Annotated in this window: 24 protein-coding genes; 16 read left to right on the top strand and 8 right to left on the bottom strand. The window is 66.3% G+C overall.

Translation table 11 applies throughout. The annotated features are described in order from the left end of the window. Window positions 1-171: 171 nt before the first annotated feature. Window positions 172-480 (bottom strand): YbhB/YbcL family Raf kinase inhibitor-like protein, encoded by a 309-nt coding sequence (locus J0I42_RS24025; RefSeq protein WP_366509835.1) that lies wholly within the window; start codon window positions 478-480, stop codon window positions 172-174. 1,006 nt (window positions 481-1,486) lie between these two features. Here J0I42_RS24025 and J0I42_RS14270 point away from each other — a divergent pair. The 12 genes from J0I42_RS14270 (at window position 1,487) to J0I42_RS14215 (ending at window position 16,279) form a co-directional block, all read left to right on the top strand. Further along, window positions 1,487-2,260 carry an enoyl-CoA hydratase gene (locus J0I42_RS14270; protein ID WP_291655673.1) on the top strand — a complete coding sequence of 258 codons (774 nt, stop codon included), beginning with the start codon at window positions 1,487-1,489 and terminating at the stop codon, window positions 2,258-2,260. A gap of 108 nt (window positions 2,261-2,368) precedes the next feature. Further along, the gene (locus tag J0I42_RS14265) at window positions 2,369-3,352 is read left to right on the top strand and encodes a threo-3-hydroxy-L-aspartate ammonia-lyase (protein WP_291655672.1); all 984 of its coding nucleotides are present in this window, start codon (window positions 2,369-2,371) and stop codon (window positions 3,350-3,352) included. Window positions 3,353-3,533: 181 nt separating this feature from the next. Further along, a complete protein-coding gene (rpsT, locus tag J0I42_RS14260; protein WP_047581773.1) occupies window positions 3,534-3,800 on the top strand; it encodes a 30S ribosomal protein S20 in 267 nt (88 codons plus the stop codon). Window positions 3,801-4,609: 809 nt separating this feature from the next. Beyond that, on the top strand, window positions 4,610-6,100 hold the full coding sequence (dnaA, locus tag J0I42_RS14255) for a chromosomal replication initiator protein DnaA (RefSeq protein WP_291655671.1): 1,491 nt from the start codon (window positions 4,610-4,612) through the stop codon (window positions 6,098-6,100). Window positions 6,101-6,251: 151 nt separating this feature from the next. Then, a complete protein-coding gene (gene dnaN, locus J0I42_RS14250) occupies window positions 6,252-7,367 on the top strand; it encodes a DNA polymerase III subunit beta (RefSeq protein WP_291655670.1) in 1,116 nt (371 codons plus the stop codon). A 10-nt stretch (window positions 7,368-7,377) separates the two neighbouring features. After that, entirely contained in the window at window positions 7,378-8,505 is a 1,128-nt protein-coding gene (gene recF, locus J0I42_RS14245; RefSeq protein ID WP_291655669.1) for a DNA replication/repair protein RecF, read from the top strand. A gap of 76 nt (window positions 8,506-8,581) precedes the next feature. Continuing rightward, entirely contained in the window at window positions 8,582-9,196 is a 615-nt protein-coding gene (locus J0I42_RS14240; RefSeq protein WP_291655668.1) for a LysE family translocator, read from the top strand. Continuing rightward, window positions 9,197-9,556 (top strand): hypothetical protein, encoded by a 360-nt coding sequence (locus J0I42_RS14235; protein ID WP_291655667.1) that lies wholly within the window; start codon window positions 9,197-9,199, stop codon window positions 9,554-9,556. 60 nt (window positions 9,557-9,616) lie between these two features. Beyond that, complete coding sequence (recQ, locus tag J0I42_RS14230; protein WP_291655666.1) at window positions 9,617-11,455, top strand: DNA helicase RecQ; 1,839 nt, start codon at window positions 9,617-9,619, stop codon at window positions 11,453-11,455. 143 nt (window positions 11,456-11,598) lie between these two features. Next, on the top strand, window positions 11,599-14,037 hold the full coding sequence (gyrB, locus tag J0I42_RS14225; RefSeq protein WP_291655664.1) for a DNA topoisomerase (ATP-hydrolyzing) subunit B: 2,439 nt from the start codon (window positions 11,599-11,601) through the stop codon (window positions 14,035-14,037). Window positions 14,038-14,056: 19 nt separating this feature from the next. Next, window positions 14,057-14,530, top strand: a complete 474-nt coding sequence (gene ybaK, locus J0I42_RS14220; protein ID WP_291655663.1) for a Cys-tRNA(Pro) deacylase — start codon at window positions 14,057-14,059, stop codon at window positions 14,528-14,530. Window positions 14,531-14,656: 126 nt separating this feature from the next. Beyond that, window positions 14,657-16,279 carry an ABC-F family ATP-binding cassette domain-containing protein gene (locus tag J0I42_RS14215; RefSeq protein ID WP_291655661.1) on the top strand — a complete coding sequence of 541 codons (1,623 nt, stop codon included), beginning with the start codon at window positions 14,657-14,659 and terminating at the stop codon, window positions 16,277-16,279. An 8-nt stretch (window positions 16,280-16,287) separates the two neighbouring features. Here J0I42_RS14215 and J0I42_RS14210 read toward each other — a convergent pair whose 3' ends face one another. Beyond that, a complete protein-coding gene (locus J0I42_RS14210; protein ID WP_291655660.1) occupies window positions 16,288-17,217 on the bottom strand; it encodes a glutaminase in 930 nt (309 codons plus the stop codon). A gap of 138 nt (window positions 17,218-17,355) precedes the next feature. Here J0I42_RS14210 and J0I42_RS14205 point away from each other — a divergent pair, with 138 nt between their 5' ends. Beyond that, window positions 17,356-17,871, top strand: coding sequence for a hypothetical protein (locus J0I42_RS14205; protein ID WP_291655658.1), 516 nt, complete (start codon window positions 17,356-17,358; stop codon window positions 17,869-17,871). Between the two features lie 3 nt (window positions 17,872-17,874). Here the strand turns inward: J0I42_RS14205 and J0I42_RS14200 are convergent, their stop codons facing one another. From J0I42_RS14200 to J0I42_RS14190, 3 genes are all read right to left on the bottom strand, one after another. Further along, complete coding sequence (locus J0I42_RS14200; RefSeq protein WP_291655657.1) at window positions 17,875-19,068, bottom strand: GGDEF domain-containing protein; 1,194 nt, start codon at window positions 19,066-19,068, stop codon at window positions 17,875-17,877. Window positions 19,069-19,211: 143 nt separating this feature from the next. Continuing rightward, window positions 19,212-20,006: a class I SAM-dependent methyltransferase gene (locus J0I42_RS14195; RefSeq protein WP_366509834.1), complete on the bottom strand. Its 795-nt coding sequence runs from the start codon at window positions 20,004-20,006 to the stop codon at window positions 19,212-19,214. Between the two features lie 124 nt (window positions 20,007-20,130). Then, a complete protein-coding gene (locus tag J0I42_RS14190) occupies window positions 20,131-20,886 on the bottom strand; it encodes a Crp/Fnr family transcriptional regulator (protein WP_291655656.1) in 756 nt (251 codons plus the stop codon). Window positions 20,887-21,069: 183 nt separating this feature from the next. Between J0I42_RS14190 and J0I42_RS14185 the strand changes: the two genes are divergently transcribed. Beyond that, on the top strand, window positions 21,070-21,357 hold the full coding sequence (locus J0I42_RS14185) for a hypothetical protein (protein WP_291655655.1): 288 nt from the start codon (window positions 21,070-21,072) through the stop codon (window positions 21,355-21,357). A gap of 75 nt (window positions 21,358-21,432) precedes the next feature. Here the strand turns inward: J0I42_RS14185 and J0I42_RS14180 are convergent, their stop codons facing one another. From J0I42_RS14180 to J0I42_RS14170, 3 genes are read right to left on the bottom strand one after another with little or no spacing between them, the layout of a single operon-like run. After that, the gene (locus J0I42_RS14180) at window positions 21,433-23,085 is read right to left on the bottom strand and encodes a histidine kinase dimerization/phosphoacceptor domain -containing protein (RefSeq protein ID WP_291655654.1); all 1,653 of its coding nucleotides are present in this window, start codon (window positions 23,083-23,085) and stop codon (window positions 21,433-21,435) included. Next, a complete protein-coding gene (locus tag J0I42_RS14175; RefSeq protein WP_291655653.1) occupies window positions 23,085-23,699 on the bottom strand; it encodes a sigma-70 family RNA polymerase sigma factor in 615 nt (204 codons plus the stop codon). Before J0I42_RS14175 ends, J0I42_RS14180 begins: the two co-directional genes overlap by 1 nt. Next, complete coding sequence (locus tag J0I42_RS14170; RefSeq protein WP_291655651.1) at window positions 23,686-23,886, bottom strand: NepR family anti-sigma factor; 201 nt, start codon at window positions 23,884-23,886, stop codon at window positions 23,686-23,688. Before J0I42_RS14170 ends, J0I42_RS14175 begins: the two co-directional genes overlap by 14 nt. A 257-nt stretch (window positions 23,887-24,143) precedes the next feature. Between J0I42_RS14170 and J0I42_RS14165 the strand changes: the two genes are divergently transcribed. Then, window positions 24,144-24,938 carry a response regulator gene (locus tag J0I42_RS14165; RefSeq protein WP_291655650.1) on the top strand — a complete coding sequence of 265 codons (795 nt, stop codon included), beginning with the start codon at window positions 24,144-24,146 and terminating at the stop codon, window positions 24,936-24,938. Between the two features lie 141 nt (window positions 24,939-25,079). Further along, window positions 25,080-25,244 carry a hypothetical protein gene (locus tag J0I42_RS14160; RefSeq protein ID WP_291655648.1) on the top strand — a complete coding sequence of 55 codons (165 nt, stop codon included), beginning with the start codon at window positions 25,080-25,082 and terminating at the stop codon, window positions 25,242-25,244. The last annotated feature ends 59 nt before the right edge of the window (window positions 25,245-25,303 follow it).

Here is a 25,303-nt window from a genome sequence, read left to right as displayed (position 1 = left end):
GGCCGGGACATGCCGCTCAACGCTGAACTCGTAGAACAGCGCCTCCTGCGCAACCGTCCGCTCACCCATCATCGCGTCGCCCTCCGCAAGGGCGACTGAATCAGAACCTCAAGCTTCCAGCAACACAGGCTTTTTCAACAAAATCGGTCAAAAGCCTGCGCTGGTGACCCGCTATTGCGGGTATTTCTTGGATGCGGTTCCGACTGCGAGGGCGTTGCCAGAGCCATCCAAGGCAGTGACTGTCCATTCGTAAGTATGGACCTGCCCGGCTGGCGGATTCGGTCCGTTATAGGCTCCGCTAATCGCTCCACACGGGACATTGGCCGTCGGACCACTGATCGGAACATCGCCGCCGCCATGGCTCCACGTGGGAACGTCACGATCTACCATTTTCAGGCGAAGAGACTTCGTGCCGGCCGGTATCTGACCGACTTTGAATGAGGGCGACGCGTTCTGGCACCAGGCGAATGCGACGGACATCTGCGATAGAGCAGTGCTCTGCGCAGCACCCGGGCGGCTTTCATTACAACCAGCGAGAACGGAGGCCATGATCCCAACGGCGACGGCGAACTTGATCATCCCAGTTTCCTTCCCAGTCACGGCCATTTTCGGCCGCCGCAGCGATTAGAGGGACTGCTTTGGTGGAGCGCAACGGGTGGAGAGCGGACATCGCTCAAAACTAATCCCCGCCCGTGCGACCCATGCCTATTCTCGGCCCACCTCACCCCGAGGGGCTGCCATCCGGAGGCAAGCTGCATGGCGGGGCGGGGGCGGCGCCCTGCGGCCGGGTTTGCAACCCGGACTCGGGAGGCTGCGGGAACCGCCCTGGGGGTACTACGGCCCCTGCGCGAGGAGCCTCGCTAGGAGAGGCGGCGCGGCGGTTGGGAGGCGGCAGGCGCGCGACGACCCGTTGAGGGAAGCTGGCGCATCCTATCCGTCCGCGATCGACGCTCCGCCCAACGGAAGCGCGGCCCGTGGCTTTCAAATCGCCGGCAAGCGGAGCGCCACGGGGCGTGCGGAAGGTGGCTCAATCCTTCCGCGCCGCATCCTGGCTCAACGGAAGCGGCTCTCTATACACCGCGCCTCGCGGCGCTCCGCTGCCCCTCACCGATGAACGCACGCGGCGACGACGCGGGCGAATGAAGACGCATGCGCGGTAACCGCAACGCGGAACCCCTCTCCTGTAAGGAGAGGGGCAGGGGTGAGGTGTCGGCCCATGGACCAGCGAGGCGCAAAGCTAACGGCAGCAGCGACGAGGTACGGCTAAAGCGGTTTCCGTCCTGCCCTCACCCCTGCCCCTCTCCCACACGGGAGAGGGGTTCCCCACGGTTCCGGCGCCTTCTCGTTACGAGATCGCCGGAACAAGCCCGACCATGACGGTGATCAGCGGGGAGGCCGCGCGAATGCGCGGATGCGTGCGACGCGCATGGACCGCTCTCACGCCGCCCGCTAAAGCTGGCGGCACAGGAGCATCCGGGAGGCCGCCATGGCTTATGAGACCATTCTCGTCGAGACGAAGGGCAAGGTCGGGCTGATCACGCTCAATCGCCCGCAGGCGCTGAACGCGCTGAACGGCCAGCTCATCGGCGAGATCAACCAGGCGCTCGACGGGTTCGAGAAGGATGCCGGCATCGGCTGCGTCGTCCTGACCGGCTCGGAGAAGGCCTTCGCCGCCGGCGCCGACATCAAGGAAATGCAGAGCCGGACCTTCCCGGGCACCTATCTCGACGACAAGTTCGCGGACTGGGACCGGATCGGCCAGCGCCGCAAGCCGATCGTCGCGGCGGTCGCGGGCTTCGCGCTCGGCGGCGGCTGCGAGCTCGCCATGATGTGCGACTTCATCATCGCCGCCGACAACGCCAAGTTCGGCCAGCCCGAGATCAATCTCGGCGTCATCCCCGGCGCCGGCGGCACGCAGCGCCTGACCAAGGCGGTCGGCAAGGCCAAGGCGATGGACCTGATCCTCACCGGCCGGATGATGGGCGCAGAGGAAGCCGAGCGCTCCGGCCTCGTCGCCCGCGTCGTGCCGCTCGCCGATCTCCTGGCCGAGACGTTGAAGGCCGCCGAGGCGATCGCCGCGAAGTCGCTGCCCTCGGTGCTGATGGCGAAGGAATCGGTCGAGCGCGCCTTCGAGGTGACGCTGCAGGAAGGCCTGCGCTTCGAACGGCGCGTCTTCTCCTCGCTCTTCGCCACCGCCGACCAGAAGGAGGGCATGTCCGCCTTCGCCGAGAAGCGGAAGCCGGATTTCAAGAACGCCTGAGCGGCCGGCCATCGCCTGCCGCATGGCGGCGTCGAGCGGCGCCGCCTTGATGAAACGACGCTCCTGCTGACAGATAGCTTTCCTCTTTCGCCAGCAGGATTTCTCGCGATGAACGCCCAGACCGGACCGTCCCTCCCGACCTATGCCGATGTCGAGGCTGCGGCCGGACGCCTCAAGGGCATCGCCCATCACACGCCGGCGATGAGCTCGGCCACCGCCAACCGGCGGACGCAAGCCAGCCTCGTCTTCAAGCCCGAGAACCTGCAGCGCATGGGCGCCTTCAAGTTCCGCGGCGGCTACAACGCGATCGCCTCGCTCAGCCCTGAGCAGAAGAAGGCGGGTGTCGTCACCTATTCCTCCGGCAACCATGCCCAGGCCATCGCCTATGCGGGCCAGCTTCTGGGCGTGCCGACCACGATCATCATGCCGAACGATGCTCCCGCGGCGAAGGTCGCGGCGACCGAGGGCTATGGCGGGCAGGTCGTGCGCTATGACCGCTATAAGGAGAACCGGCTGGAGATCGGGAACAAGCTCTCGGCCGAGCGCGGGCTGACGATCATCCCGCCCTACGACCATCCTGACGTCATCGCCGGCCAGGGCACCGCGACCAAGGAACTGATCGAGGATGCCGGCCCGCTCGACATCCTGCTCGTGCCGCTCGGCGGCGGCGGCCTGCTCGCCGGGGCGCTGCTGGCGGCGAAGGCGCTGAACCCGGGCTGTCGCGTCTTCGGCGTCGAGCCGGAGGCCGGCAACGATGGCCAGCAATCGCTGCGCAAGGGCGAGATCGTCGCGATCGGCGTGCCCAAGACCATCGCCGACGGCGCTCAGACCGCCTTCCTCGGCGACCTGACCTTCCCGATCATCCAGCGTGAGGTCGAGGATATCGTCACGGTGAGCGACGCCGCGCTCGTCGATGCCATGCGCTTCTTCGCCGAGCGGATGAAGCTCGTGGTCGAGCCGACCGGGTGCCTTGCGGCGGCGGCAGCCTTCAGCGGCGCCGTGCCGGTCGAGGGCAAGCGCGTCGGTATCATCCTCTCCGGCGGCAATGTCGATCTGGCGAGTTTCGCGCGCTTTATCGCGCCGTCCGCGTGAGCTCGGCAGTGCAGGCACGATTCCGGCGTTGACGTAGCGCCGGCAAGCGACTATAGCCCGACCACTCGCGGCGGCCCGCGCAAGCTCGGCCGCCGCGCACGTTTTTCCAGCAAGGATGCGGCCAGCCCCGCCGGCAATAACGCCAGGCGCCCGGACGCGATGAAGAGACGAGGACGTTTCGATGGCCAATACGACGTCGGCCAAGAAGGCTACGCGCAAGATCGCTCGCCGCACCGAGGTCAACAAGGCGCGCCGCTCGCGGATGCGCACCTTCCTGCGCAAGGTCGAGGAGGCGATCGCCTCCGGCGACAAGGCGGTCGCCGCCGAGGCCCTGAAGGCCGCCCAGCCGGAAATCATGCGCGCCGCGCAGAAGGGCGTGGTTCACAAGAACACCGCCTCGCGCAAGGTCTCGCGCCTGGCGCACCGGATCGGCGCCCTGGCGTCCTGAGTCAAAAATCCTGATCGTTTCGACGACGGAAAGCCCGGCCGCAAGGCCGGGCTTTTTCGTTGGCTTCACCCCTCCCTGTGGCGCACTCGCCACAGCCTTCGGATGAACAAAACAACCCGGCTTTCAAGCCATTTTCGCAAGCTTTCCACGACCTTGCGGACTTGACTCTCGGACGCCGTTCAGGGCGCAAAATCGGGCGCCGCGACAGACTCTGCCGCACATAAAAAGGCATGATTTTTCATGACTTTAGTGGGCAAAGGAATTTAAGCGGCGGAATCGCGGCGACTCTGCGGCAAGCTTTTCGGAGCGGAGCAAAAAAAGATTCGGGCCTCCCGGAAAGGGCCGGCATGAAGAAAATCTTAAGTTCCCCAACCAATTGCGACGCCCATCCCCAGTCGCCGCGACACCGGGCGAGCAGCGAGTCTCGGAAGCCGGCTGAAAGGGGTGTTGCAGCCCGTCGAGGGCGCCTTGTAAGGTCCCTCTCATCGCCGGGCGGACAGCAATGACCGCCGCGGGATTTCCATAGATGATCAGCGTTTTGGCTCGCGACCATGGAGGTTGGAGAATGTGACCCTTTGTCTTTCTTGATCGAGATGAAGGGTGGCATCGTCCCTCGGCGAGCCTTCCAAGCGTAATCAACAGAGCAGGGACCGGAACCTGAGGCGGCGCGTTGCGCTCGTCAGGACCGGGACCATTTTGACCGGAGCAGCAGCACCGGGACGGCGGCCAGGAAGCGGCCACCGAACCCAAGCTGCGCGCATTTTCAAAGAACGGGGCCATTGATGTTCGAGCGGCAGGATTTCGGGGACATGGTCGAGACGACGTCGGTGGTGGTGACGATTGCCGCGGAGGAGCCCGCCGTCGTCCAGGTCGGGGAGGTTTCGATTCAGGATGCATGGGAGCGCGTGCGCCGGCGCCTGCGGGCAGAGCTCGGCGAGGATGTGTTCTCGAGCTGGTTCGGCCGGCTGGAGATCGCCGGAATCGTCGAGGGCGTAGCTTACCTCACCGTCCCCACCCGCTTCCTGAAGAGTTGGCTCGAAGCGCATTATACCGAGCGTCTGCGGGTCAACTGCATGGCCGAGCTGCCGGCGCCGAACGGCGTGATGCTGTCGGTACGCACCGTGTCGCGCGATCCCGCCGCCCAGCCGCAGATCGAGGCCCTGCGCAACCGCACGGCCACCGTGGCGAGCCCCGCCCCCGCCGAAGCAGGCCGCCCTGTCGCGAGCCTCTCCCCGGCGAGTGAGAGCGACCTCGTCGACGCCTGCGGCACAGCGCTTGACCGGCGCATGAACTTCCAGAGCTTCGTCGTCGGCAAGTCGAACCAGCTCGCCTTCGCAGCGGCCGAGCGCATCGCTGCGGCGCCCGCGGGACAAAGCCCCTACAACCCGCTCTATCTCCATGCCGGGGTCGGCCTCGGCAAGACGCATCTCCTGCAGGCGATCGCCCAGGAAGCACGCCGCCAAGGCAAGCGCGTCGCCTATTTCACCGCCGACCGCTTCATGTACGGCTTCGTCGCTGCGCTGAAGTCGCAGACGGCGCTTGCCTTCAAGGAGAAGCTGCGCGGCATCGACCTGCTCGTCGTCGACGACGTGCAGTTCATCCAGGGCAAATCGATCCAGCAGGAGTTCGGTCACACGATCAACGCGCTGCTCGATGCCGGCAAGCAGATCGTCGTCGCCGGGGACCGCATGGCCGGGGAACTCGAGGCGCTCGACGAGCGCATCCGCTCGCGGCTCGGCGGCGGCCTGGTGGTCGAAGTGGGAGAACTCGACGAGACGCTGCGCGCCACGATCCTCTCCAGCCGGCTGGAGGCGCTGCAGACCGCGCATCCGAATTTCCAGGTCAGCCCCGATGTCGTCGCCTATGTCTCGCGCGTCGTCGCGACCAATGGCCGCGATCTCGACGGCGCCGCCAACCGCCTGCTCGCCCATGCGACACTGTCGGGCCAGCTCGTGACGCTGGAGACGGCGGAAGCGGCCATCCGCGACCTGGTCCGCACCCGGGAGCCGCGCCGCGTCAAGATCGAGGACATCCAGAAGCTGGTCGCGACGCGCTACAATGTCAGCCGCGCCGATATCCTCTCGGAGCGCCGCACCGCGGCCGTGGTGAAGCCGCGCCAGATCGCCATGTATCTGTCGAAGGCGCTGACTCCGCGCTCGCTGCCCGAGATCGGCCGCCGCTTCGGCGGGCGCGACCACACGACGGTGCTGCACGCCGTGCGCAAGATCGAGAAGGCGATCAGCGAGGACCGTTCGCTGCATGACGAAGTCGATCTCTTGAAGCGCATGCTGCAGGAGTGAGACCCCCGGGGGCTTCATCCCGCGTAAAATGACTGTGGTTGCCGGAGCGGGCAGGCCTTGCGCCCCCGCCCGGCGTCCGGCAATGTCGCTGGCCATTCATTCGGCTCGCGCGCTCGCGTGCGGGCGGCCAGCGCCAGAAGACTAGACAATCATGAAGGTCACGGTCGAACGTTCCACGCTGCTCAAGTCGCTTGGCCACGTCCATCGCGTGGTGGAGCGCCGCAACACGATCCCGATCCTGTCGAACCTGCTGCTCTCGGCCTCCGAGAACGGCCTGCGGCTGAAAGCGACGGACCTCGACATCGAGGTGGTGGAGACGATCCCTGCGGACGCGGCAGAGCCCGGCGCAACGACCGTTCCCGCCCATACCCTCTACGACATCGTCCGCAAACTGCCTGACGGCGCGCAGGTCTCGCTGGAGACGACCGGTGACAGCGGCCTCGTGCTGCGCTCCGGCCGCTCGCGCTTCCAGCTCCAGACGCTGCCGGAAAGCGATTTCCCGGACATCACCGCGGGCGAGATGGCGCACCGTTTCGTGCTGCCGGCCGGCGAATTGAAGCGCCTGATCGACAAGACCCAGTTCGCGATCTCCACCGAGGAGACGCGCTACTATCTCAACGGCATCTATCTCCACACCATCGATGTCGACGGCCGCCCCGTCCTGCGCGCGGTTGCGACCGACGGCCACCGCCTCGCCCGGGTCGACACCGCCGCCCCGCAGGGCTCGGTCGGCATGCCCGGCGTGATCGTGCCGCGCAAGGCCGTGTCCGAAATCCAGAAGCTGCTGGAGGACGGCGATAGCGAGGTCGCGGTCGAGCTCTCCGGCTCCAAGATCCGCGTCGCCACGGCCAGCGTCGTACTGACCTCGAAGCTGATCGACGGCACGTTCCCCGATTACCAGCGCGTCATCCCGAGCGGGAACGACAAGCACCTGACCGTCGACAAGGGCGACTTCGCGGCCTCGGTCGATCGCGTCTCGACGATCTCGTCGGAGCGTGGTCGCGCCGTGAAGCTCTCGATGGCCGACGGGCGCATGACACTCTCCGTCACCAACCCGGATTCGGGCTCGGCGACCGAGGAGATCGAGGTCGATTACGCGGCGAGCCCGCTCGATATCGGCTTCAACGCCCGCTACCTCATGGATATCGCTGCCCAGCTCGACGGCGACACCGCACTGCTCAAGCTTGCAGATCCCGGCTCGCCGACCGTGATCCAGGATCGCGAAGGCGCTTCCGCGCTCTATGTGCTGATGCCGATGCGCGTCTGATCCGGCGATCATGGCCGCCGTCGCGCGCCTGATCCTGCAGGATTTCCGTTCCTACGAGGCCCTCGATCTTCCGGTCGAGGGCCAAATCGTTGCGCTCGCGGGCGAGAACGGAGCCGGCAAGACCAATATCCTCGAAGCACTCTCGCTGTTTACGCCGGGGCGCGGCCTGCGTCGCGCCGAGATCACCACGATGGCGCGGCAAGGCGGCGACGGCTCCTTCGCCGCCTCCATAACCCTGGTTGATGAGGCGGGCCGGCTCGGCATCGGGCTGGGGCCGACCGATGCCGAGGGACGCCGGCCGCGGCTCGCGCGGATCGATGGCACCAGCGTCGGCTCGGCGCTGGCCTTCAGCGATTATCTGCGGGTTGTCTGGCTGACGCCCGATCTCGATGGCTTGTTCCGGGGAGCGGCCGGCGATCGCAGGCGCTTCCTCGATCGCCTGGTGCTGGCGATCGATCCAAGCCATGCGACGCGCTCGAACGCGCTGGAGCGGGCCCTGCGTTCACGTAACCGCATCCTCGAGGAGAGCCCCGGTCAGGGTCAGTGGCTCGACGCGGTCGAACGTGAGGTTGCCGAGCTCGGCATCGCGGTCGCCGCCGCGCGGGCCGAGACCGTGGCTCGACTCTCAGCCATCATCGCCGAGACGCGCGACGAGGCCTCGCCCTTCCCCTTCGCCGATATCGCGCTCTCCGGCGAGATCGACGCGCTCGTCGCACGCCTGCCGGCCCTCGATGCCGAGGACGCCTATCGCGAGCTGCTGCGCAAGAGCCGCCATCGCGATCGGGCAGCCGGACGCACGCTGGCGGGACCACAGGCCTCCGATCTGGAGGTTCGCCACGGGCCGAAGGACATTCCCGCCGGTCAAGGCTCGACCGGCGAACAGAAGGCCCTGCTGATCGGGCTCGTGCTCGCCCATGCCCGGCTCGTCGCGGCGATGAGCGGTATCGCGCCGCTCGTCCTGCTCGACGAGATCGCTGCCCATCTCGATCCGCGTCGGCGCGGGGCGCTCTACGAAGGGCTGACCGGGCTCGGCTGCCAAGTCTGGATGACCGGGGCGGATGCAGCCCTGTTCGGCGATTTGCCGGCCGGCGCGCAGCGCTTCGCGGTGACACCGGGGCGGATCGATCCGCTCGATTGATCGGTCGGGCCACGGCTTGCGATGGGACGCCTCGCTGCGTTCCTGCTAGTCTCGCGTGCAGTCTCGGAGGCTTTCTATGGACATCTCCAGCCTTGCGCTGTTCGCCGGCGTCTATTTCCTCGCCGTCGCCTCGCCCGGCCCGGCCATCGCGGCGCTGGTGGCGCGCTCCCTGTCCGCGGGCTTCCGACGTTCTTTGCCCTTCCTTGCCGGCATCGTCGCGGGCGATCTCGTCTGGTTCACGCTCACGGCGCTGGGCTTGAGCGTCCTCATGCAGAGCTTCCACGGCATTTTCGTCGCGATCAAATATGCCGGCTGCGCCTATCTCGTCTTCCTCGCCTACAAGGCCTGGACGGCCCCGGCCGAGGCGCCGAAGCCATCTCCCGCCGCGCGCGGCGAGGGCATGCGCCTGTTTCTCGGCGGCATCGCACTCACGCTCGGCAATCCCAAGGTCATGGTCTTCTTCCTCTCGATCCTGCCGCTGGTCATCGATCTCAACGCGATGAGCACGCTCGCCTTCGTCGAGGTCGCCGCGCTGATCGCCCCGATCATCACGGGAACGCTGATGGCCTATGCCTATGCCGCCGACCGGGCGCGGCGCCTCGTCGCCAGCCCGCGCGCGATGCGCTGGATCAACCGGACGACCGGCGGCGTGATGGCGGGCGCGGCCGCCGCGATCGCGACGCGGAGCTGAATGGTCTTGGCTCTGGCGGCGGGGCTCATCGATCTCGGCTTCGCGCTGTTCCACGCCGCGTTCCGGCGCCTGTTCGGCTGGCCGGAGCGGCTTGCGCCTTCCGGCAGCCTGAACACGGCGATCACGCAGACGCTCAACGCGATGCTGATCTTCGTCTTTCTGGCCTATGGCGCGAGTTTGATCTGGCAGGCCGGGCAGGGAAACGTGCATCCTGTACTGCCTCTCACAGGCGCGGCCTTCTGGGGCTTGAGGCTCGCACTGCAATTCATCTGGTTCGACCTCAAACCCTGGCCCTCGAAGCTGATCACGGCGGTTTTCGCGCTCGCCGCAGCGGTTCATCTGCTCGCCGTGCGGGTCTAGGCACAGGATATCCGGCGAAAGGCTGGCCAAGTGCGCCCGGCTGCGGCACACCGCTTGTCCATGTCGCCATCCCGCGAATCAGACGCCCGCGCCATCCTCAAATCGGTGTGGGGCTATGACGATTTCCGCCCCGGCCAATGGGAGGTGATTGCCGCCGCCCTTGCCGGCGAGGACGTCTTCGCGGTGATGCCAACCGGCTCCGGCAAGTCGATGTGCTACCAGTTGCCCGCGCTGGTCGCGGGCGGGCTGACGCTGGTCGTCTCGCCCCTGATCGCCCTGATGCGCGATCAGGTCGGGCAGCTCGTGCGGGCCGGCGTCTCGGCCGCCTCACTCAACTCGATGAATACCGAGGAAGAGGCGGCGCAGGCCTGGGACAGACTGAATTCCGGCGATCTCAGGCTGCTCTTCGTATCGCCGGAACGGCTGGCCGGCGAGCGGCTGGTCTCGCGGCTAAAACGCCTCGGCGTGAATCGGCTCGCCATCGACGAAGCGCATTGCGTCTCGCAATGGGGCCATGATTTCCGCCCGGAATACCGCCTGCTCGCCAAGACGCGCGAAGCTTTGGGCGGCGTGCCGGTGACGGCGCTGACTGCGACCGCCGACCGGCAGACCCAGGCCGATATCGCCCAGCAACTGTTCCCGCAGCCGCCGCGGATGGTGGTGCATTCCTTCGACCGGCCGAACCTGAAGCTCGCCTTCGCGCCGAAGGAGCAGCCGCGCCGTCAGATCGACGATTTTCTGCGCCGGCACCGCAACGGCTCCGGCATCGTCTACTGCTCCTCGCGCAGCAAGACCGAGCGCCTCGCCACAGCACTCAGCGAAAAAGGCTGGAACGCCCTGCCCTATCATGCCGGGCTCGAACAGGAGACACGCAACCGCAACCAGGACATCTTCCTGCAAGAGGACGGCGTCGTCGTCTGCGCCACCATCGCCTTCGGCATGGGCATCAACAAGCCGGATGTGCGCTTCGTCGTCCATGCCGACATGCCCGGCTCGATCGAGGGCTATTACCAGGAGATCGGCCGCGCCGGGCGCGACGGACTGCCGGCGGATACGCTGACCCTCTACGGCGTCGACGACATGTCGCTCCGGCGCCGCCAGATCGACGAGAAACAGATCGACGACGAGCGCCGGCGCATCGAGCACAAGCGGCTGAACGCGATGATCGATCTCTGCGAGAATGCGCTCTGCCGGCGCAGCGCGCTGCTCGCCTATTTCGGCGAGGAGACGCCGCCGTGCCGGCATGGCAATGCGCCGTTCCGCTGCGATCTCTGCGGCGCGGAGGCGCCGGCCCTGCAGGATGCGACGCTCGACGCGCGCAAGCTGCTCTCGGCGGTGATCCGCTCGGGCGAGCGCTTCGGCGCCGGCCATCTCGCCGACATCCTGACGGGCACCACGACCGAGGTCGTCCGCCGCCAGAATCATGACGGCCTGAAGACCTTCGGCGTCGGCGCCGACAAGCCGAAGGCCGCCTGGATGGGGCTGACGCGCAAGCTCTTCGCAGCGGGCGCGCTGACCGAGGCCAGCGCCGAGCATGGTGGCTTCCGCCTGACGCCGAAGGGCGAGGACATCCTGTTCGGGCGGGAGGAGATCGCACTCCGGGCCGACCCCTTCGCGGAACGCCGCTCCCGCCGCTCCGAGCGCGATGCGGCGCGCGCCGACGGGCTCGACGAGGGCACCGCCGGCCTGTTCGAGCACCTGCGCAAGCTCAGGCTCCAGATCGCCCGCGAGGAAGGCGTCGCAGCCTATATCATCTTCACCGACCGCACCCTGATCGCCATGGCGCGGGAACGGCCGCTGGGCCTGGACGAGATGCGGGCGATCGAAGGCGTCGGCGAACGCAAGCTCGCGCAATACGGCGAGGCCTTCGTCGAGGCGATCTCGGAATTCCGCGGCTGAGCATCGAGGCGAATTACCGCCCGATAGGCCTCCTTCCCGCGCACGCACGCGTAGGCGCGTGAAAAAGCCATCGTCTGCCCCTATATTGTCGTTTCGAATCAGGATCATCGCGGGCGCTCGCTCGCCCGTTCAGGAACCACTTCATGACCGATGCCGCGCCCAGCGCCCAGCCCGACGACTACGGCGCCGATTCCATCAAGGTTCTCAAGGGCCTGGACGCGGTGCGCAAGCGGCCTGGCATGTATATCGGCGACACAGATGACGGCTCGGGCCTGCATCACATGGTCTACGAGGTCGTCGACAACGCGATCGACGAGGCGCTGGCGGGACATGCCGACATCGTCACGGTGACGCTCAATGCCGACGGCTCGGTCACCGTGACCGACAACGGGCGCGGCATTCCGACCGATATCCACAGCGAGGAAGGCATCTCGGCGGCCGAGGTCATCATGACCCAGCTCCATGCCGGCGGTAAGTTCGACCAGAATTCCTACAAGGTCTCGGGCGGCCTCCACGGCGTCGGCGTCTCCGTCGTCAACGCGCTCTCGATCTCGCTCAAGCTGCGTATCTGGCGCGGCGGACACGAGCACTACATGGAATTCCGCCATGGCGAGGCGGTCGCGCCGCTCGCCATCGTCGGCCCGCAGGGCGACAAGCGCGGCACCGAGGTGACCTTCCTGCCTTCGCAGGAGACCTTCACCATGGTGGAGTTCGACTACAAGACGCTGGAGCACCGTCTGCGCGAACTCGCCTTCCTGAACTCGGGCGTGCGCATCGTCCTGACCGATGCGCGCCATGCCGAAGTCGTGCGGGAAGAGCTGGTCTACGAAGGCGGCGTCGAGGCCTTCGTGCGTTATCTCGACCGCGCCAAGACCTCGGTGATCGAGAAGCCGATCATGCTGGTCTCGGAAAAGGACGGCATCACCGTCGATGTCGCGCTGTGGTGGAACGACAGCTACCACGAGAACGTGCTCTGCTTCACCAACAACATCCCGCAGCGCGACGGCGGCACCCATCTCGCCGGCTTCCGCGCCGCGCTGACGCGCCAGATCACCGGCTATGCCGAAAGCTCCGGCATCTCGAAAAAGGAGAAGGTCTCGCTCACCGGCGACGATTGCCGCGAGGGCCTGACCGCGATCGTCTCGGTCAAGGTTCCCGATCCGAAATTCTCCTCCCAGACCAAGGACAAGCTGGTTTCCTCGGAAGTCCGCCCGGTCGTCGAGAACGTCGTCAACCACGCCCTGTCGGAATGGCTGGAAGAGCACCCGAACGAGGCCAAGACCATCGTCGGCAAGGTGGCGGAAGCTGCCGCCGCGCGCGAGGCCGCGCGCAAGGCGCGCGACCTGACCCGCCGCAAGGGCGCGCTCGACATTGCCTCGCTGCCAGGCAAGCTCGCGGACTGCCAGGAGCGCGACCCCGCCAAGTCCGAACTCTTCATCGTCGAGGGCGACTCGGCCGGCGGTTCCGCCAAGCAGGGCCGCGCCCGCGAATACCAGGCGGTTCTGCCGCTACGCGGCAAGATCCTGAACGTCGAACGCGCGCGCTTCGACAAGATGCTCTCGTCGGACCAGGTGGGCACGCTGATCACGGCACTCGGCGCCGGCATCGGCCGCGCCGATGCCGAGCAGGGCGGCTTCAACCTGGCGAAACTGCGCTACCACAAGATCATCATCATGACCGACGCCGACGTCGACGGCGCCCATATCCGCACGCTACTGCTAACCTTCTTCTACCGGCAGATGCCGGAGCTGATCGATGCCGGCCATCTCTTCATCGCCCAACCGCCGCTCTACAAGGCGACGCGCGGCAAGAGCCACGTCTATCTCAAGGACGAACGGGCGCTGGAGGAATATCTCGTCGATTCGACTCTGGACGGCGCGACCTTCCGCACCAGCGAGGGCGTCGAGCGCGCCGGTGCGGATCTGCGCGTCCTGATCGAGGAAGCCCGCAACGTCCGCAATGCGTTGGCGCAACTGCACTCGCGCTATGACCGCCGCGTCGTCGAGCAGATGGCGATCGCCGGTGTGCTGCGCCCGATCGGCGAGGATGACGACCCGAAATCCAACGAAGCGGCCGCTTACGTCGCGCGCCGGCTCGACGCGATCTCCGACGAGCTGGAGCGCGGCTGGGAAGGCAAGGTCAGCGAGGGTGGCTTCATTTTCTCGCGGATGATCCGTGGCGTGAAGCAGGCGGCGACAATCGATGCCGGCCTTCTCGCCAGTGCGGAGGCCCGCAAGCTCGACGCTGCCGCGACGTCCCTCCAGGAGGCCTATGCGAAGCCCGGCGTGCTCAGCCGCAAGGGCGATACCTTCATCGTCAACGGTCCGAGCGACCTGTTCGAGGCGGTCTCGGCCATCGGGAAGAAAGGCGTCTCGCTGCAGCGCTACAAGGGCCTGGGCGAGATGAACCCAGACCAGCTCTGGGAAACCACGCTCGACCGCGACGTGCGCTCGCTGCTGCGCGTCAAGAACGACCAGAACGACGAGGCCGACGATCTCTTCGTCAAGCTGATGGGCGATGTCGTCGAGCCGCGGCGCGAGTTCATCCAGACCAACGCGCTGAACGCGACGGTCGATATCTGATCGTCGCGACAACGGGACGATGGCCCAGACGACCCCCGCCACGCTGGCGCTGAAGCAGCTCGGAATCCGTTTCGAGCTGCACAGCTACACCTACGACCCGCATGCCGAGCGCGTCGGGCTGCAGGCGGCGGAGGCGCTGGGCGAACCGCCCCATCGCGTGCTCAAGACATTGATCGCGCAGGTCGACGGCAAGCCGGTCTGCATCGTTCTCGCCTCCGACCGCGAGGCCAGCATGAAGAAGGTCGCGGCTGCCTTCGGCGGCAAGGCTGCGGCGATGATGCCAGTGCCCGATGCCGAGCGCCTGACCGGCTACAAGGTCGGCGGGGTCAGCCCCTTCGGCCAGAAGCGCAAGCTGCCGACGATCGTGGACGAGCCGGCCTCTTCCGAGGTGCTGGTCTATGTCAATGGCGGCCAGCGCGGCCTGCAGATCGCACTCGCCCCCGCCGATCTCCTGAGCGCGGCCCATGCCCGCAGCGTTGTCATCTCAGCATAATCGCAGCTTCGCACCGTCTTTCCCCGGTCGCCGCGATCGCGTAGAGCGCTCTCCAGAAAGTTCGGATCGCCACCCTGCCATTGCGCGGAGGGCAGCCGGCACACCGCTTCAAGGTTCCCCGATTCCATGATCCGCCTCGAGAACATCAGCAAGCAGAACGGAAAGCAGATCGTCTTCATCGAGGCCTCGGCAGGGCTTCTGAAGGGCGAGAAGGTCGGGTTGGTCGGGCCGAACGGCGCCGGCAAGACCACGCTGTTCCGGATGATCACCGGCGAGGAGGCGCCCGACGAAGGCGTGGTCTCGACCGATCGCGGCATCACCATCGGCTATTTCAGCCAGGATGTCGGCGAAATGGCCGGGCGCAGCGCCGTCGCCGAGGTGATGGACGGGGCCGGCCCGGTCAGCACGGTCGCGGCCGAACTCGCCGAACTCGAAGCCGCCATGGTCGACCCCGACCGCGCCGACGAGATGGAGCAGATCATCACCCGCTATGGCGAGGTGCAGGGCCGCTTCGAGGAGCTCGACGGCTATGCGCTCGACGGGCGCGCGCGCGAGGTGCTCGCGGGCTTAGGCTTCAGCGAAGAGATGATGGAGGGGGATGTCGGCGGCCTCTCCGGCGGCTGGAAGATGCGCGTCGCGCTCGCCCGCATCCTGCTGATGCGCCCCGACGCGATGCTGCTCGACGAGCCGTCGAACCATCTCGACCTCGAAAGCCTGATCTGGCTGGAATCCTTCCTGAAGAACTATGACGGCGCCGTGCTGATGACCTCGCATGACCGCGAGTTCATGAACCGCATCGTCGGCAAGATCATCGAGATCGATGGCGGCGCGCTGACCAGCTATTCCGGCGATTACGAATTCTACCAGCAGCAGCGGGCGCTGGCCGAGAAGCAGATGCAGGCGCAGTTCGAGCGCCAGCAGGCGATGCTGGCCAAGGAGATCGCCTTCATCGAACGCTTCAAGGCGCGCGCCTCGCATGCCGCGCAGGTGCAGAGCCGCGTCAAGAAGCTGGACAAGATCGAGCGTGTCGAGCCGCCGCGGCGGCGCCAGACCGTCGCCTTCGAATTCCAGCCGGCGCCGCGCTCCGGCGACGACGTCGTCAGCATCAAGAACGTGAACAAGGCCTATGGCAGCCGCAGCATCTATGACGGGCTGAACTTCCAGATCCAGCGCAAGGAGCGCTGGTGTGTGCTCGGCGTCAACGGCGCCGGGAAGTCGACATTGCTCAAGCTCGTCACCGGCACGACGGAGCCCGATGCCGGCACGGTCAATATCGGCGCCAGCGTCAAGCTCGGCTATTTCGCCCAGCACGCCATGGAGGTTCTCGACGGCGAGCGCACCGTGTTCGAGGCGCTGGAGGATCGCTTCCCGCAAGCCGGGCAGGGTTCGCTGCGCTCGCTCGCCGGCTGCTTCGGCTTCTCGGGCGACGATGTCGAGAAGCGCTGCCGCGTGCTCTCGGGCGGCGAGAAGGCGCGGCTCGTCATGGCGATGATGCTCTATGATCCGCCGAATTTCCTGGTGCTGGACGAGCCGACCAACCATCTCGACATCGCCACCAAGGAAATGCTGATCACCGCGCTCTCGAACTACGAGGGCACGATGCTCTTCGTCAGCCACGACCGGCATTTCCTCGCCGCGCTGTCGAACCGGCTGCTGGAGCTGACCCCTGAGGGCGTCCATGCCTATGGTGGCGGCTATACCGAATATGTCGCCCGCACCGGGCAGGAAGCGCCGGGGTTGCGGGGCTAGTCGCTGCCTTACCGCGCGAAAACCGACCAGCCCGTCGCCTCGGTCAGGCGCTCCAGCGCCAGCGTGCCGAGCAGGGAATTGCCGTTGGCGTTGAGGCCGGGCGACCAGACCGCGATCGCGGCCTTGCCCGGCGCGATCGCCAGGATGCCGCCGCCGACGCCCGACTTGCCGGGCAGGCCGACCCGGAAGGCGAAATCGCCCGAGGCGTCGTAATGGCCGCAGGTCAGCATCAGCGCGTTGATCCGGCGCGCCCGCTGGCCCGAGACGACGCGCGGCCCGCCGGGCTCGTGGTAGCCGCCATGCATCAGAAAACGCCCGGCCATGGCGAGCTGGCGGCAAGTCATGGCGATGGCGCATTGATGGAAATAGACGCCGAGCGTCAGTTCCGGCGGATGGGTGATGTTGCCGAAGGCCTTCATGTAATTGGCGAGCGCGATATTGCGGAAGCCCGTCGCCTGTTCGGCCCGCGCCACGGCCTCGTCGATGATGATCGTCTCGTCATCGGCGAGATAGCGCATGAAGCGCAGCAACTCCCCGATGGCAACGCGCGGCTCGTGGCCGGCGAGGTTGATATCGGCGACGACGAGGGCGCCGGCATTGATGAAGGGATTGCGTGGCACGCCCTGCTCGCGCTCGAGCTGGACGATCGAGTTGAAGGGCGTGCCCGATGGCTCGCGCCCGACCCGGCGCCAAAGCGTGTCGCCGACCTTGCCGAGCGCCTGGGTCAGGGCGAAAACCTTCGAGACGCTCTGGATCGAGAAGGACTCCTCGCTGTCGCCGGCGGCATGGACCTCACCATCGGCCGTCACGACGCAGAGCCCGAACTGGCGGGGATCGATACGAGCGAGCGGCGGGATATAGGTCGCGACCTCGCCGCGCTCCTGCGCGCCGCGCATCTCCTCGGCGATGTCGCGGACCAGCCGCCCGATATCCGTCACGCTTCCCGCCCCGGCTGTTCCGTCTCGGCGCGACAGCCAAGCCCCAGGCTGCGGCCGGGGTCAAGCGCCCGCGCGAAAACCGTTGCGGCGTGACCGAAACTGCGATGATCTGGCGTTCCGAAGCCGGAGGCCACCAGAATGCGCCGCGCCGCCGTCGTTTCCGTTGTGCTGGTTGCAGCCTTGCCGACCTTGGCCCGTCCGCTCGAAAGCGAATTGCCGCCGAAACGGGATGCCTGCTGGGAGCGCACTTACGACGAGGCCCATCTCAAGGCGCACCCGCAGCAAAAGGTCACGAAGATCCGCCTCGTGCACAAGCCCGGCAACTGGCAGGCCGAGCCGCATGCCGCGATCTATGTCGCACTCTATTTCAACCTCCGGCAGCGCACGACCACGAACCGGTTCGACTACCAGCTCGGCGGCTTCTGCAAGCCGCAGGGCAAGGGCCTGCGCTGCGTGCCGGAATGGGAGGCCGGAAACTGGCAACTGGAGAGCGGGCCGCAAGGCGCACTCGATATCCGCAATGGCGGGATCGTCGCCAATCCCAACCCCTACGATGCCGAGGAGATTGCCGACAATGCGGTGAAAATCCTGGCAAAGCCCGATGACGGGCTCTGGCGCCTGATGCCGGCCAAGGATGCCTGCGAGATCGAATAGCGGTTATTGCAACCGCAGGGCGCGCCCGCTCGAGCCACGCGCGTCCAGGACGGAGCGCTGCCCGGCGATGACACAGAGCGACTTGCCGCGCGATTTCGCCTGATACAGCGCCGCATCGGCCGCCGACATCAGGCTGTTCATATCGCGGCCATGCTCGGGGGCGAGCGCGATACCGACGGAGGCACCAATATTGAGCCGATGACCGCTGTCGAGCTCGTAGGGTGCCGAGATCTCGCGGACGATCCGCTCGCCGAAACGCTGGAGCTGCGTGCGTTCGGTCTGCTCGGAGAGCACGACGAATTCGTCGCCGCCGATGCGCGCCGCGATGTCGGAGCTGCGCACGAGACCGCGTAAGCGCTCCGCGACAAGCTGGAGCAAGGCATCGCCCGCCATGTGACCGTAATTGTCGTTCACCGCCTTGAAGCCGTCGAGATCGAGATAGACCAGCGCGAGACCCCGTGGGGTGGCCTCGCTCTCGAAACGGGCCGTGAAGGCCTTGGTCAGCCCCGCCCGGTTCGACAGGCCGGTCAGCATGTCGTGACGCGCATGAAAGGCATTCTCGCGCTCGGCACGCATGGTCGAGATCAGCATGGCATTCAGCTTGTAGGCAGCGACCGCCATGCTGAAGAGGTAGAATGGAATCTGCATGAAGGTGATCAGCATGATCGGCTCGGACAGGAAGGGCGCCGCGATCACGCAGGGACCCAATGTCAGCCCGATCATCAAGCCGGCCATGCGCGGCGCGGCAAAGTTGCGGAAGCAGATGCCGCCGACCATCGCTCCGGCGGAGAGACAGGCCAGCGTCGCCGCGACCCAGTCGCCACTGCTCAGGCTGAGGAACGTGCCGGCGCCGATGCCCGCTGCCCAGGCGACACCGAGCAGCAGATAGAGATCCGTGGGGGTCGGGGCACCCCGCGCAGCCCGGCGGCGGGCCGCTATCAGCACCACCAGGCGGATCCCGCAGCAGATCACCTCGAACGCGCACCAGAGCATGAAGGGCAGGGTCGGGATGCGCCAGGCAATCAGGAAGGAGACCGCAAGCGAATTGATGACTCCGCCCGCGAAGATCGGCAGCGTGCCGTAGAGACTGGCGATCAGCGCGACCCGAATCTCGGGCGGAACATCCGGTCCGGCATCCGCCAGCCAGCGCGTCACGCGCCAACGGGGCAAACTGTAGCGGAGGACTGCGCCACTCATCGGCTGTTAGGGCTCCTGCTGGCGAGCAGGCCAGCAGGTACCCGATCGCGAGCGCTGCCTAACAGCTAGGTCTTACGATTTGGTATGGAAACAGCCAAAATCAACGATGCCGTACGATGTAGCGGCGCCAACTCTGCCGAAATTCAACGAATTTGACGATAAACCCAGACACGCGCCGGCGGGATGTTGCGGAGCACCCAGTCGGACACGAAGGCCTTGAGCCCCGACCCCTTGCGCGGAATCGGCGAGATCACCGAATAGGTGAACTGAATGAAGGGCGCGCCCTCCACCAGCAGCGGGAAAGCCTCGCGCGCCAGCGCCGAACGCGTGGCCGGCGGACGGTTGAACAGCGGCAGGCTTGAGACCAGCGCGATCGCCTTCTCCCCGAGATGCCCTGCGAGGGTGGTCGAGAGGGCGTAGGCATCGCCCTGCACGATGGTCGCCCGCGGAAAGCGCTTGCTCAGCAATTCGCAGAATTCCGGGCTGTACTCGACGAGGATCAGGCGGCTCTCGTCGATTCCACGCTCGATCAGCGCCTCCGTGACCGGACCGGTGCCGGGACCGATCTCGATCACCGGACCGGGTTGCGCGGGGTCGACGAAGGAGGCCATCCGCCGGGCGAGCGCCGGGCTCGACGGCGTGACCGAGCCGGTCCGACGGGGATCGTCGATCCAGGATTTGATGAAGCGCGCTTCGTCGCCCAGTTTCGCCTTGGCCTCGCTGACGCGGCTCTTCAGTTTTTCCGCGGTGTTGCGGACCTCGCCCTCGACCTTGTAGCGGACGGCCGCGACCTTCAGTTTCGCCTCGGCCACGCGATCGACGAGATCGGCTGCGGTGACGCGCACCTCGCCCTCGATCCGCGTCGCCACGCGGGACTGCCCAAGACGAGCCGCCAGCGAAGCGGCACGCGGCGGGCGATGACGAACCGTCGAAGACATGACACCCCTTGAACGCCGCAGAGACGACGCGTCTGACGCAAATCAACGTTACCTGCGCGGCATATGGGGTCAAGAGCGGGCCTTCGCCAAGCCTTTTCCTGCACATCCGCAGCAAAAGCAGCGGTCAGATCAGCGGCCGCGGTGCCGTGATCTGCTCATAGGCCGCGGCCATTCGCGCCGTCAGGCGCGGATTCAGCAAGGTGAGTCTGCCTGCAGACAGCGCGAACAGCCCTTCCCGGCGCAGCCGCGACCAGGTCTTGCTGGTATGGACAAGCGAGAGGCCGAGCGCATCGGCGATCTGCTGCTGCGACAGGGGAAAGTCGAAGCCGTCATTGGTGACGAGCCCGAGCGCATCGGCCCGGTGATAGAGCGAGATGATCAGCGCGGCGAGGCGCTCGGCCGCGCTGCGCTGCCCGACCGAAGTCAGATTGTCGTCGACCATGCATTCCTCGCGCGAGCCGAGCCAGGAGATTTCATAGGCCAGCGTCGGCATTCGCACGAAGAGATCCCACAGACGCTTGCGCGGGAAGACGCAGAGCTCGACGTCGGTCAGGGCTTCGATGCCATGCTCGGCCGCGCTGAGCAGCGAGGCCTGCAAGCCAACGAGATCGCCCGGCAGCAGGAAGTTCAGGATCTGGCGACGCCCGTCCGGCAGGGATTTGTAGCGGAAGGCCCAGCCTGAATAGAGTGTGAAGAGTTCGGCATCTTCCTGGCCGGGATGGATGATGTCCGCGCCTGCACGCAGCGCCCGGTGGTCGATCTTCATCGTCTGGATGAAACGGATTTCGTCATCGGTCTTGTCCCGAAAGGCCGGCTTCAGCCGCAAGGGACAGGCAAGGCAGGGCGTGCCGAGGCGTGCCGGCCGGTTGGCGATGTTCATGGTCGAATGCGATCCCCCGATAGCCGGCGGGAAGCCGGCCTCGGAACAACGCGACAAGGACGCTTCCCGTTCCGCGACGACAGGAAAGGCCCGCCACTGCGCGCACTTTCGGAACCCAAGCCGTGTTTGGAGCGTTTTCTCTCCCGAAAGCCGGTCAATCGACCGGTCAGCCCGGAGACAACCATGCCGAAGTCCAGCCTCGCGCCGGCCATGCGCGCCATCGTCTTCTTCGGCCTCATGGGCACGGCCGTCGCAGGCCTGACCCTGGGGGCCCGGCTTCAAACGCCGGATGACCAGAGTTCGACGACGATCGCGCTTGCCAAGGGTGCAAGCGAGCGCGGCTATGCCGAGAGCCTGCAGGTTGCCGCCGTCGACCATGCCGATCGCTCGCGCAGCACCGCGAAGCGCGCGATCGCGTCACCGTCGCAGCAGGCAATGGCAGGCGGGCCGGCCACGCATATCGTGCGCTGACGCTCCAATCAGTTTCCAGCAAACACGTCGCCAGTCCACCGGCTGCCGACGTGTTTCCGTTTAAAGCCGAACGCTTCAGGAATGGTGGCTGATCCGCCAGCGGCCCAGACTGCGACCATGAGGCTCCTGGGTCTGCACGGCCTCGATCTGGGTAAGCAGCCCCGCGAAGAGCCGTGGCGGCGCGCTGTGCTCGATATCGCGATCGGCTTCGAGACTGACTTCGATCGCAGAGGCATCGACATCGACGACCTCGACGATAATGCGCACGCCGGGCGTCCCCCTCAGGGCGCGCGACGCCACGTCAGCGACAAGGAAGCCGAGGGGTATGATCCGGTCGACGGAGAGCGTCGCCGCCGTCTCGATCCGGCTCGTCACCCATTGATCGCGGCTGCGGATCAGATTCGAGATCATGGTGACGACATCGTCCAGGAAGAGATCGATCCGGACCGGCTGCATCTCGCCATCGGCAAGAGTGAAGCGATAGGCCGCCGACAGCACATGCACCCGGCATTCGGCATCGGCCAATGCGAGGCGCGCCTCGTCGCGATGATCGCGCTTGCTCAGGCCGATATAGCTTTGCACGACCTGAAGGCTGTTCTTGACCCGGTGGTGCAGTTCACGGACGAGGAAACGATTGTCGTCCAGCGCCGTCTGAAGGCGGCGCTGGCGAACTTCCTGCTCCTCGACCATGCCGTTGAAGGCCTCCGCGACACTGCGGATATCGCTGGGCATGTCCTCCGCCACCACGGCGCGAACCCGGTTATTGGCGGTTCTCGACCGGGCGGCAACCTCGATGCCGCGCAGCCAGCGCAAGCAATGCTTGTCGATCGCCCGCATGCAGACGAGGCAGAGCAGGGCGAGCGTCAGGAGCGGTGCGAGCAGCAGCACGGCAAATTGCAGCCGGGCCGCCTCGGCCGGACGATCGTCGAAGCTCGCGACGATGTAGAAATCCGGCTCGGCGACCATGCGGGTGGCGAAAGCGCTGTCCTCGCCGCCCCGGTTGAGGCCGGTCCAGCGTGCGTGCTTCTCGGGGATCAGATCGGTGCGCGGCAGCCATGACAGGTCGCGATCTTCCCCCCGGCTTGCGACGACGCCGGCATCGCGCCCGATCAGCGCGACATTCTGAACCTGCCCTTCCTCACCAAGGGCGAAGACATTTTCGAGCAGCTCCGGTGCGACGAGCAGAAGCGCCTGCTGCAAACCGCCATCCGGGCCCGCAAGATCAGAGGCGAGGATCGCGAGATAACGGCGCCCCCCCGCAGTCACCTGATCATAGCGCATCCTGCCGAGATCGGCGCCGTTCCACATCCCGACGGCTGAACGCTGCGCGAGCTGGGCGGCGAGGCCGTTCAGCGTTTCAGCCGTCAGGGCAGGATCGAGGGTGCCGCTGCAGTGCCTCCCATCCCCCTGCCGCAGGAAAAAAGCGCGGAACCCCGCGGCCCGCTCTATCGCCTTGATACCGGCGTCCCGGCAGCCGGGGGTATCGAGGCCGAACTCGGCTGCCGTGGTGCCGAAGGCGAGCAAGGCACGCGACATTCCGCGGTACCAGACGCGGGTGCGTACCGCGAAATCATCAGCGGCCCGGGCCTGTGCGGCCTCGATCGCGACGATCGCGGCCCGATAGGTCGCGTAAGCCGCGAAGGCCGAGGCGCAGGCTATGGGAACGGCGATCGCGACCAGCAATGCCAGCAGACGTGTCCTGACAGTGCTGAAACGCCGCAAACGCATCAGGATCCAACGGATTCGGGACCAACCCTCTGCATCGCAGCCGCATTGGTGTGGCTCGGCCCGAGGTCATCGACGCTGCCGATGGACAGCAATTCGGCCAGCTTCGTGCGGGCACGATTGACCCGGCTCTTGATCGTACCGATCGCCACGCCGCAGATTTCGGCCGCCTCCTCGTAGGACAAACCGGTGGCGCCGACCATGATCAGCACCTCGCGCTGCTCCTCCGGAAGCTTCGCCAGCGCCTTGCGGAAATCGGCGAGATCGAGATGGCTCTCCTGATTGCCATGGGTCGCCATGCGTTCGGCATAGGTGCCCTCGCTATCCTGCACCTCGCGGCCGCGCTTGCGGTACAAGGAATAATAGGTGTTGCGCAGGATGGTGAAAAGCCAGGCGCGCAGGCTGGTTCCCGGTTCGAACTTGTCCGAATTACCCCAGGCTTTCAGCAGCGTGTCCTGAACCAGGTCGTCGGCCAACTGGATAGAGCCGGAGAGCGAGGCTGCAAAAGCCCGCAGATTCGGGATCTCGCGGATCAGCCCGTCCTTGAAATCTTCGGTCCGGCGTTCCTGGGCCAGTGTCTCGGTCCGACCGGCAAGCGCAGTATCACTGGGACTCATCGCGCGACACTCCGGATACACGCTGCTCTGTCGCTTCAAGCTGCGCGAGCAGCACGAGAAACTTGTCGGGCACGGGCGCGTTCACGATGTCGTCGTAATGGGCCTTGAGAGAGCGGCCGATCGATTCCTGCACCTTCGGGTCCATAACGAGATCGAAACCTTCGTCGGGATCGTCCGGTTCAGTCATCGCTGCATCCAACCTGTTCATGTCAGCCCTCGCAACACCGCCGGGCCGGCTTTTCCAGCCGGTCCCGTATCTCCAAATCCCGCCATCTCCGGCCTCGCCATGTCCCACCGGCAATGCCGAACCACGTCGCGATGGCGACACCAATGCGCCTTAATAACAGCCTTGCCTCAACAAGGTTCCGCACTTCCGCAAAAATAAATTTCTTGTCTCTTGTGCAGCCTAAGCCATTATTTCAACGTGCTAAAAGGGACGCGTTCATGTCGATTGCAAAAGAAATTGCGCCTCATCTTCCTTACCTGCGCCGCTTCGCGCGCGCGCTTTGCGGCAGCCAGCCGAGTGGCGATACTTATGTCGTCGCCATGCTCGAAGCACTGGTCGCAGACCCCTCCGGCTTCCCGCGAGATCTCGATCCGCGCATCGGGCTCTACAGAACCTTCCTGAAGCTCTGGTCGTCGGCCAGCGTCGATGCCGCAGCGCCCGTGGTCGAGCTCGCGCGCGCGCCCGCCGAGCGCAATCTCGAGGCGCTGACGCCGCGCCCGCGCCAGGCCTTCCTGCTGCGGACGGTGGAGGGCTTCCCGATCGACGACGTCGCAAAAGTGATGGACATCACAGCAGCGGAAGCCTCGACGCTGATCCAGACCGCAGGCCAGGAAATCGCCGAGCAAGTCGCAACCGAAGTGCTGATCATCGAGGACGAGCCGATCATCGCGCTCGACATCGAGACGATGGTCGAGGAGCTCGGACATACCGTCACCGGCGTCGCACGCACTCAGCGCGAGGCGATCGCGCTCGTCGCCAAGAAGCGGCCCGGCCTCGTGCTCGCCGACATCCAGCTCGCCGATGGCAGCTCGGGCCTCGATGCCGTCAACGAGATCCTGTCCTCGATCGACGTGCCTGTAATCTTCATCACGGCCTATCCCGAACGGCTCCTCACCGGCGACCGGCCGGAACCGGCCTTCCTGATCACCAAGCCGTTCCAGCCTGAGGCCGTGAAGGCCGCGATCAGCCAGGCCCTGTTCTTCGACCGCCGCGCCGGCCGCAAGGCCGCCTGACGCTTCGCTTCCAGTCGAAGACGATCAAGGCCCGCGGCACCTGCCCGCGGGCCTTTTTCCTTGCCATCCGGGAACCCGGACGGAAATGATGCGTTGCGCGAGGAATGACGGTTTCGTTTGCAGTTGAGGAGGGCGTGGATCATGGCGACGACCTGCTTCTCGGCCGCTATCGCGGCTCTATCGATCGGAGGGGCGCTGTTCACCGGAATCGTGCAACCGGGGGCGCCGAGCGCGGAAATCCTGTCCCTCGCGCTCGCCGGCCTGACCAGCATCACGATCGCGAGCGCCTCGGCCCTGGACAGCTAGCCGGCCCCTCGCCCAGCCTCGTCCCAACGCCGTCAAGGGCCATCCGCGCGGCGCACCGG

Origin of the sequence: Allobosea sp. (assembly GCF_017308015.1) — a bacterium.
In the GTDB taxonomy this organism is placed as follows: domain Bacteria; phylum Pseudomonadota; class Alphaproteobacteria; order Rhizobiales; family Beijerinckiaceae; genus Allobosea.
This window is presented reverse-complemented; position numbering and strand designations above follow the sequence as displayed.

Coding starts and splice junctions, on each gene's coding strand:
- J0I42_RS14185 (WP_291655655.1), top strand. CDS start 21,070: ATGCCGAAGTCCAGCCTCGCGCCGGCCATGCGCGCCATCGTCTTCTTC.
- recQ (WP_291655666.1), top strand. CDS start 9,617: ATGTCGCCATCCCGCGAATCAGACGCCCGCGCCATCCTCAAATCGGTG.
- ybaK (WP_291655663.1), top strand. CDS start 14,057: ATGGCCCAGACGACCCCCGCCACGCTGGCGCTGAAGCAGCTCGGAATC.
- rpsT (WP_047581773.1), top strand. CDS start 3,534: ATGGCCAATACGACGTCGGCCAAGAAGGCTACGCGCAAGATCGCTCGC.
- J0I42_RS14215 (WP_291655661.1), top strand. CDS start 14,657: ATGATCCGCCTCGAGAACATCAGCAAGCAGAACGGAAAGCAGATCGTC.
- J0I42_RS14235 (WP_291655667.1), top strand. CDS start 9,197: ATGGTCTTGGCTCTGGCGGCGGGGCTCATCGATCTCGGCTTCGCGCTG.
- J0I42_RS14200 (WP_291655657.1), bottom strand. CDS start 19,068: ATGAGTGGCGCAGTCCTCCGCTACAGTTTGCCCCGTTGGCGCGTGACG.
- gyrB (WP_291655664.1), top strand. CDS start 11,599: ATGACCGATGCCGCGCCCAGCGCCCAGCCCGACGACTACGGCGCCGAT.
- J0I42_RS14160 (WP_291655648.1), top strand. CDS start 25,080: ATGGCGACGACCTGCTTCTCGGCCGCTATCGCGGCTCTATCGATCGGA.
- J0I42_RS14195 (WP_366509834.1), bottom strand. CDS start 20,006: ATGTCTTCGACGGTTCGTCATCGCCCGCCGCGTGCCGCTTCGCTGGCG.
- dnaN (WP_291655670.1), top strand. CDS start 6,252: ATGAAGGTCACGGTCGAACGTTCCACGCTGCTCAAGTCGCTTGGCCAC.
- J0I42_RS14240 (WP_291655668.1), top strand. CDS start 8,582: ATGGACATCTCCAGCCTTGCGCTGTTCGCCGGCGTCTATTTCCTCGCC.
- J0I42_RS14170 (WP_291655651.1), bottom strand. CDS start 23,886: ATGACTGAACCGGACGATCCCGACGAAGGTTTCGATCTCGTTATGGAC.
- J0I42_RS14175 (WP_291655653.1), bottom strand. CDS start 23,699: ATGAGTCCCAGTGATACTGCGCTTGCCGGTCGGACCGAGACACTGGCC.
- J0I42_RS14265 (WP_291655672.1), top strand. CDS start 2,369: ATGAACGCCCAGACCGGACCGTCCCTCCCGACCTATGCCGATGTCGAG.
- J0I42_RS14180 (WP_291655654.1), bottom strand. CDS start 23,085: ATGCGTTTGCGGCGTTTCAGCACTGTCAGGACACGTCTGCTGGCATTG.
- J0I42_RS14190 (WP_291655656.1), bottom strand. CDS start 20,886: ATGAACATCGCCAACCGGCCGGCACGCCTCGGCACGCCCTGCCTTGCC.
- J0I42_RS14205 (WP_291655658.1), top strand. CDS start 17,356: ATGCGCCGCGCCGCCGTCGTTTCCGTTGTGCTGGTTGCAGCCTTGCCG.
- J0I42_RS24025 (WP_366509835.1), bottom strand. CDS start 480: ATGTCCGTCGCATTCGCCTGGTGCCAGAACGCGTCGCCCTCATTCAAA.
- J0I42_RS14270 (WP_291655673.1), top strand. CDS start 1,487: ATGGCTTATGAGACCATTCTCGTCGAGACGAAGGGCAAGGTCGGGCTG.
- dnaA (WP_291655671.1), top strand. CDS start 4,610: ATGGTCGAGACGACGTCGGTGGTGGTGACGATTGCCGCGGAGGAGCCC.
- recF (WP_291655669.1), top strand. CDS start 7,378: ATGGCCGCCGTCGCGCGCCTGATCCTGCAGGATTTCCGTTCCTACGAG.
- J0I42_RS14165 (WP_291655650.1), top strand. CDS start 24,144: ATGTCGATTGCAAAAGAAATTGCGCCTCATCTTCCTTACCTGCGCCGC.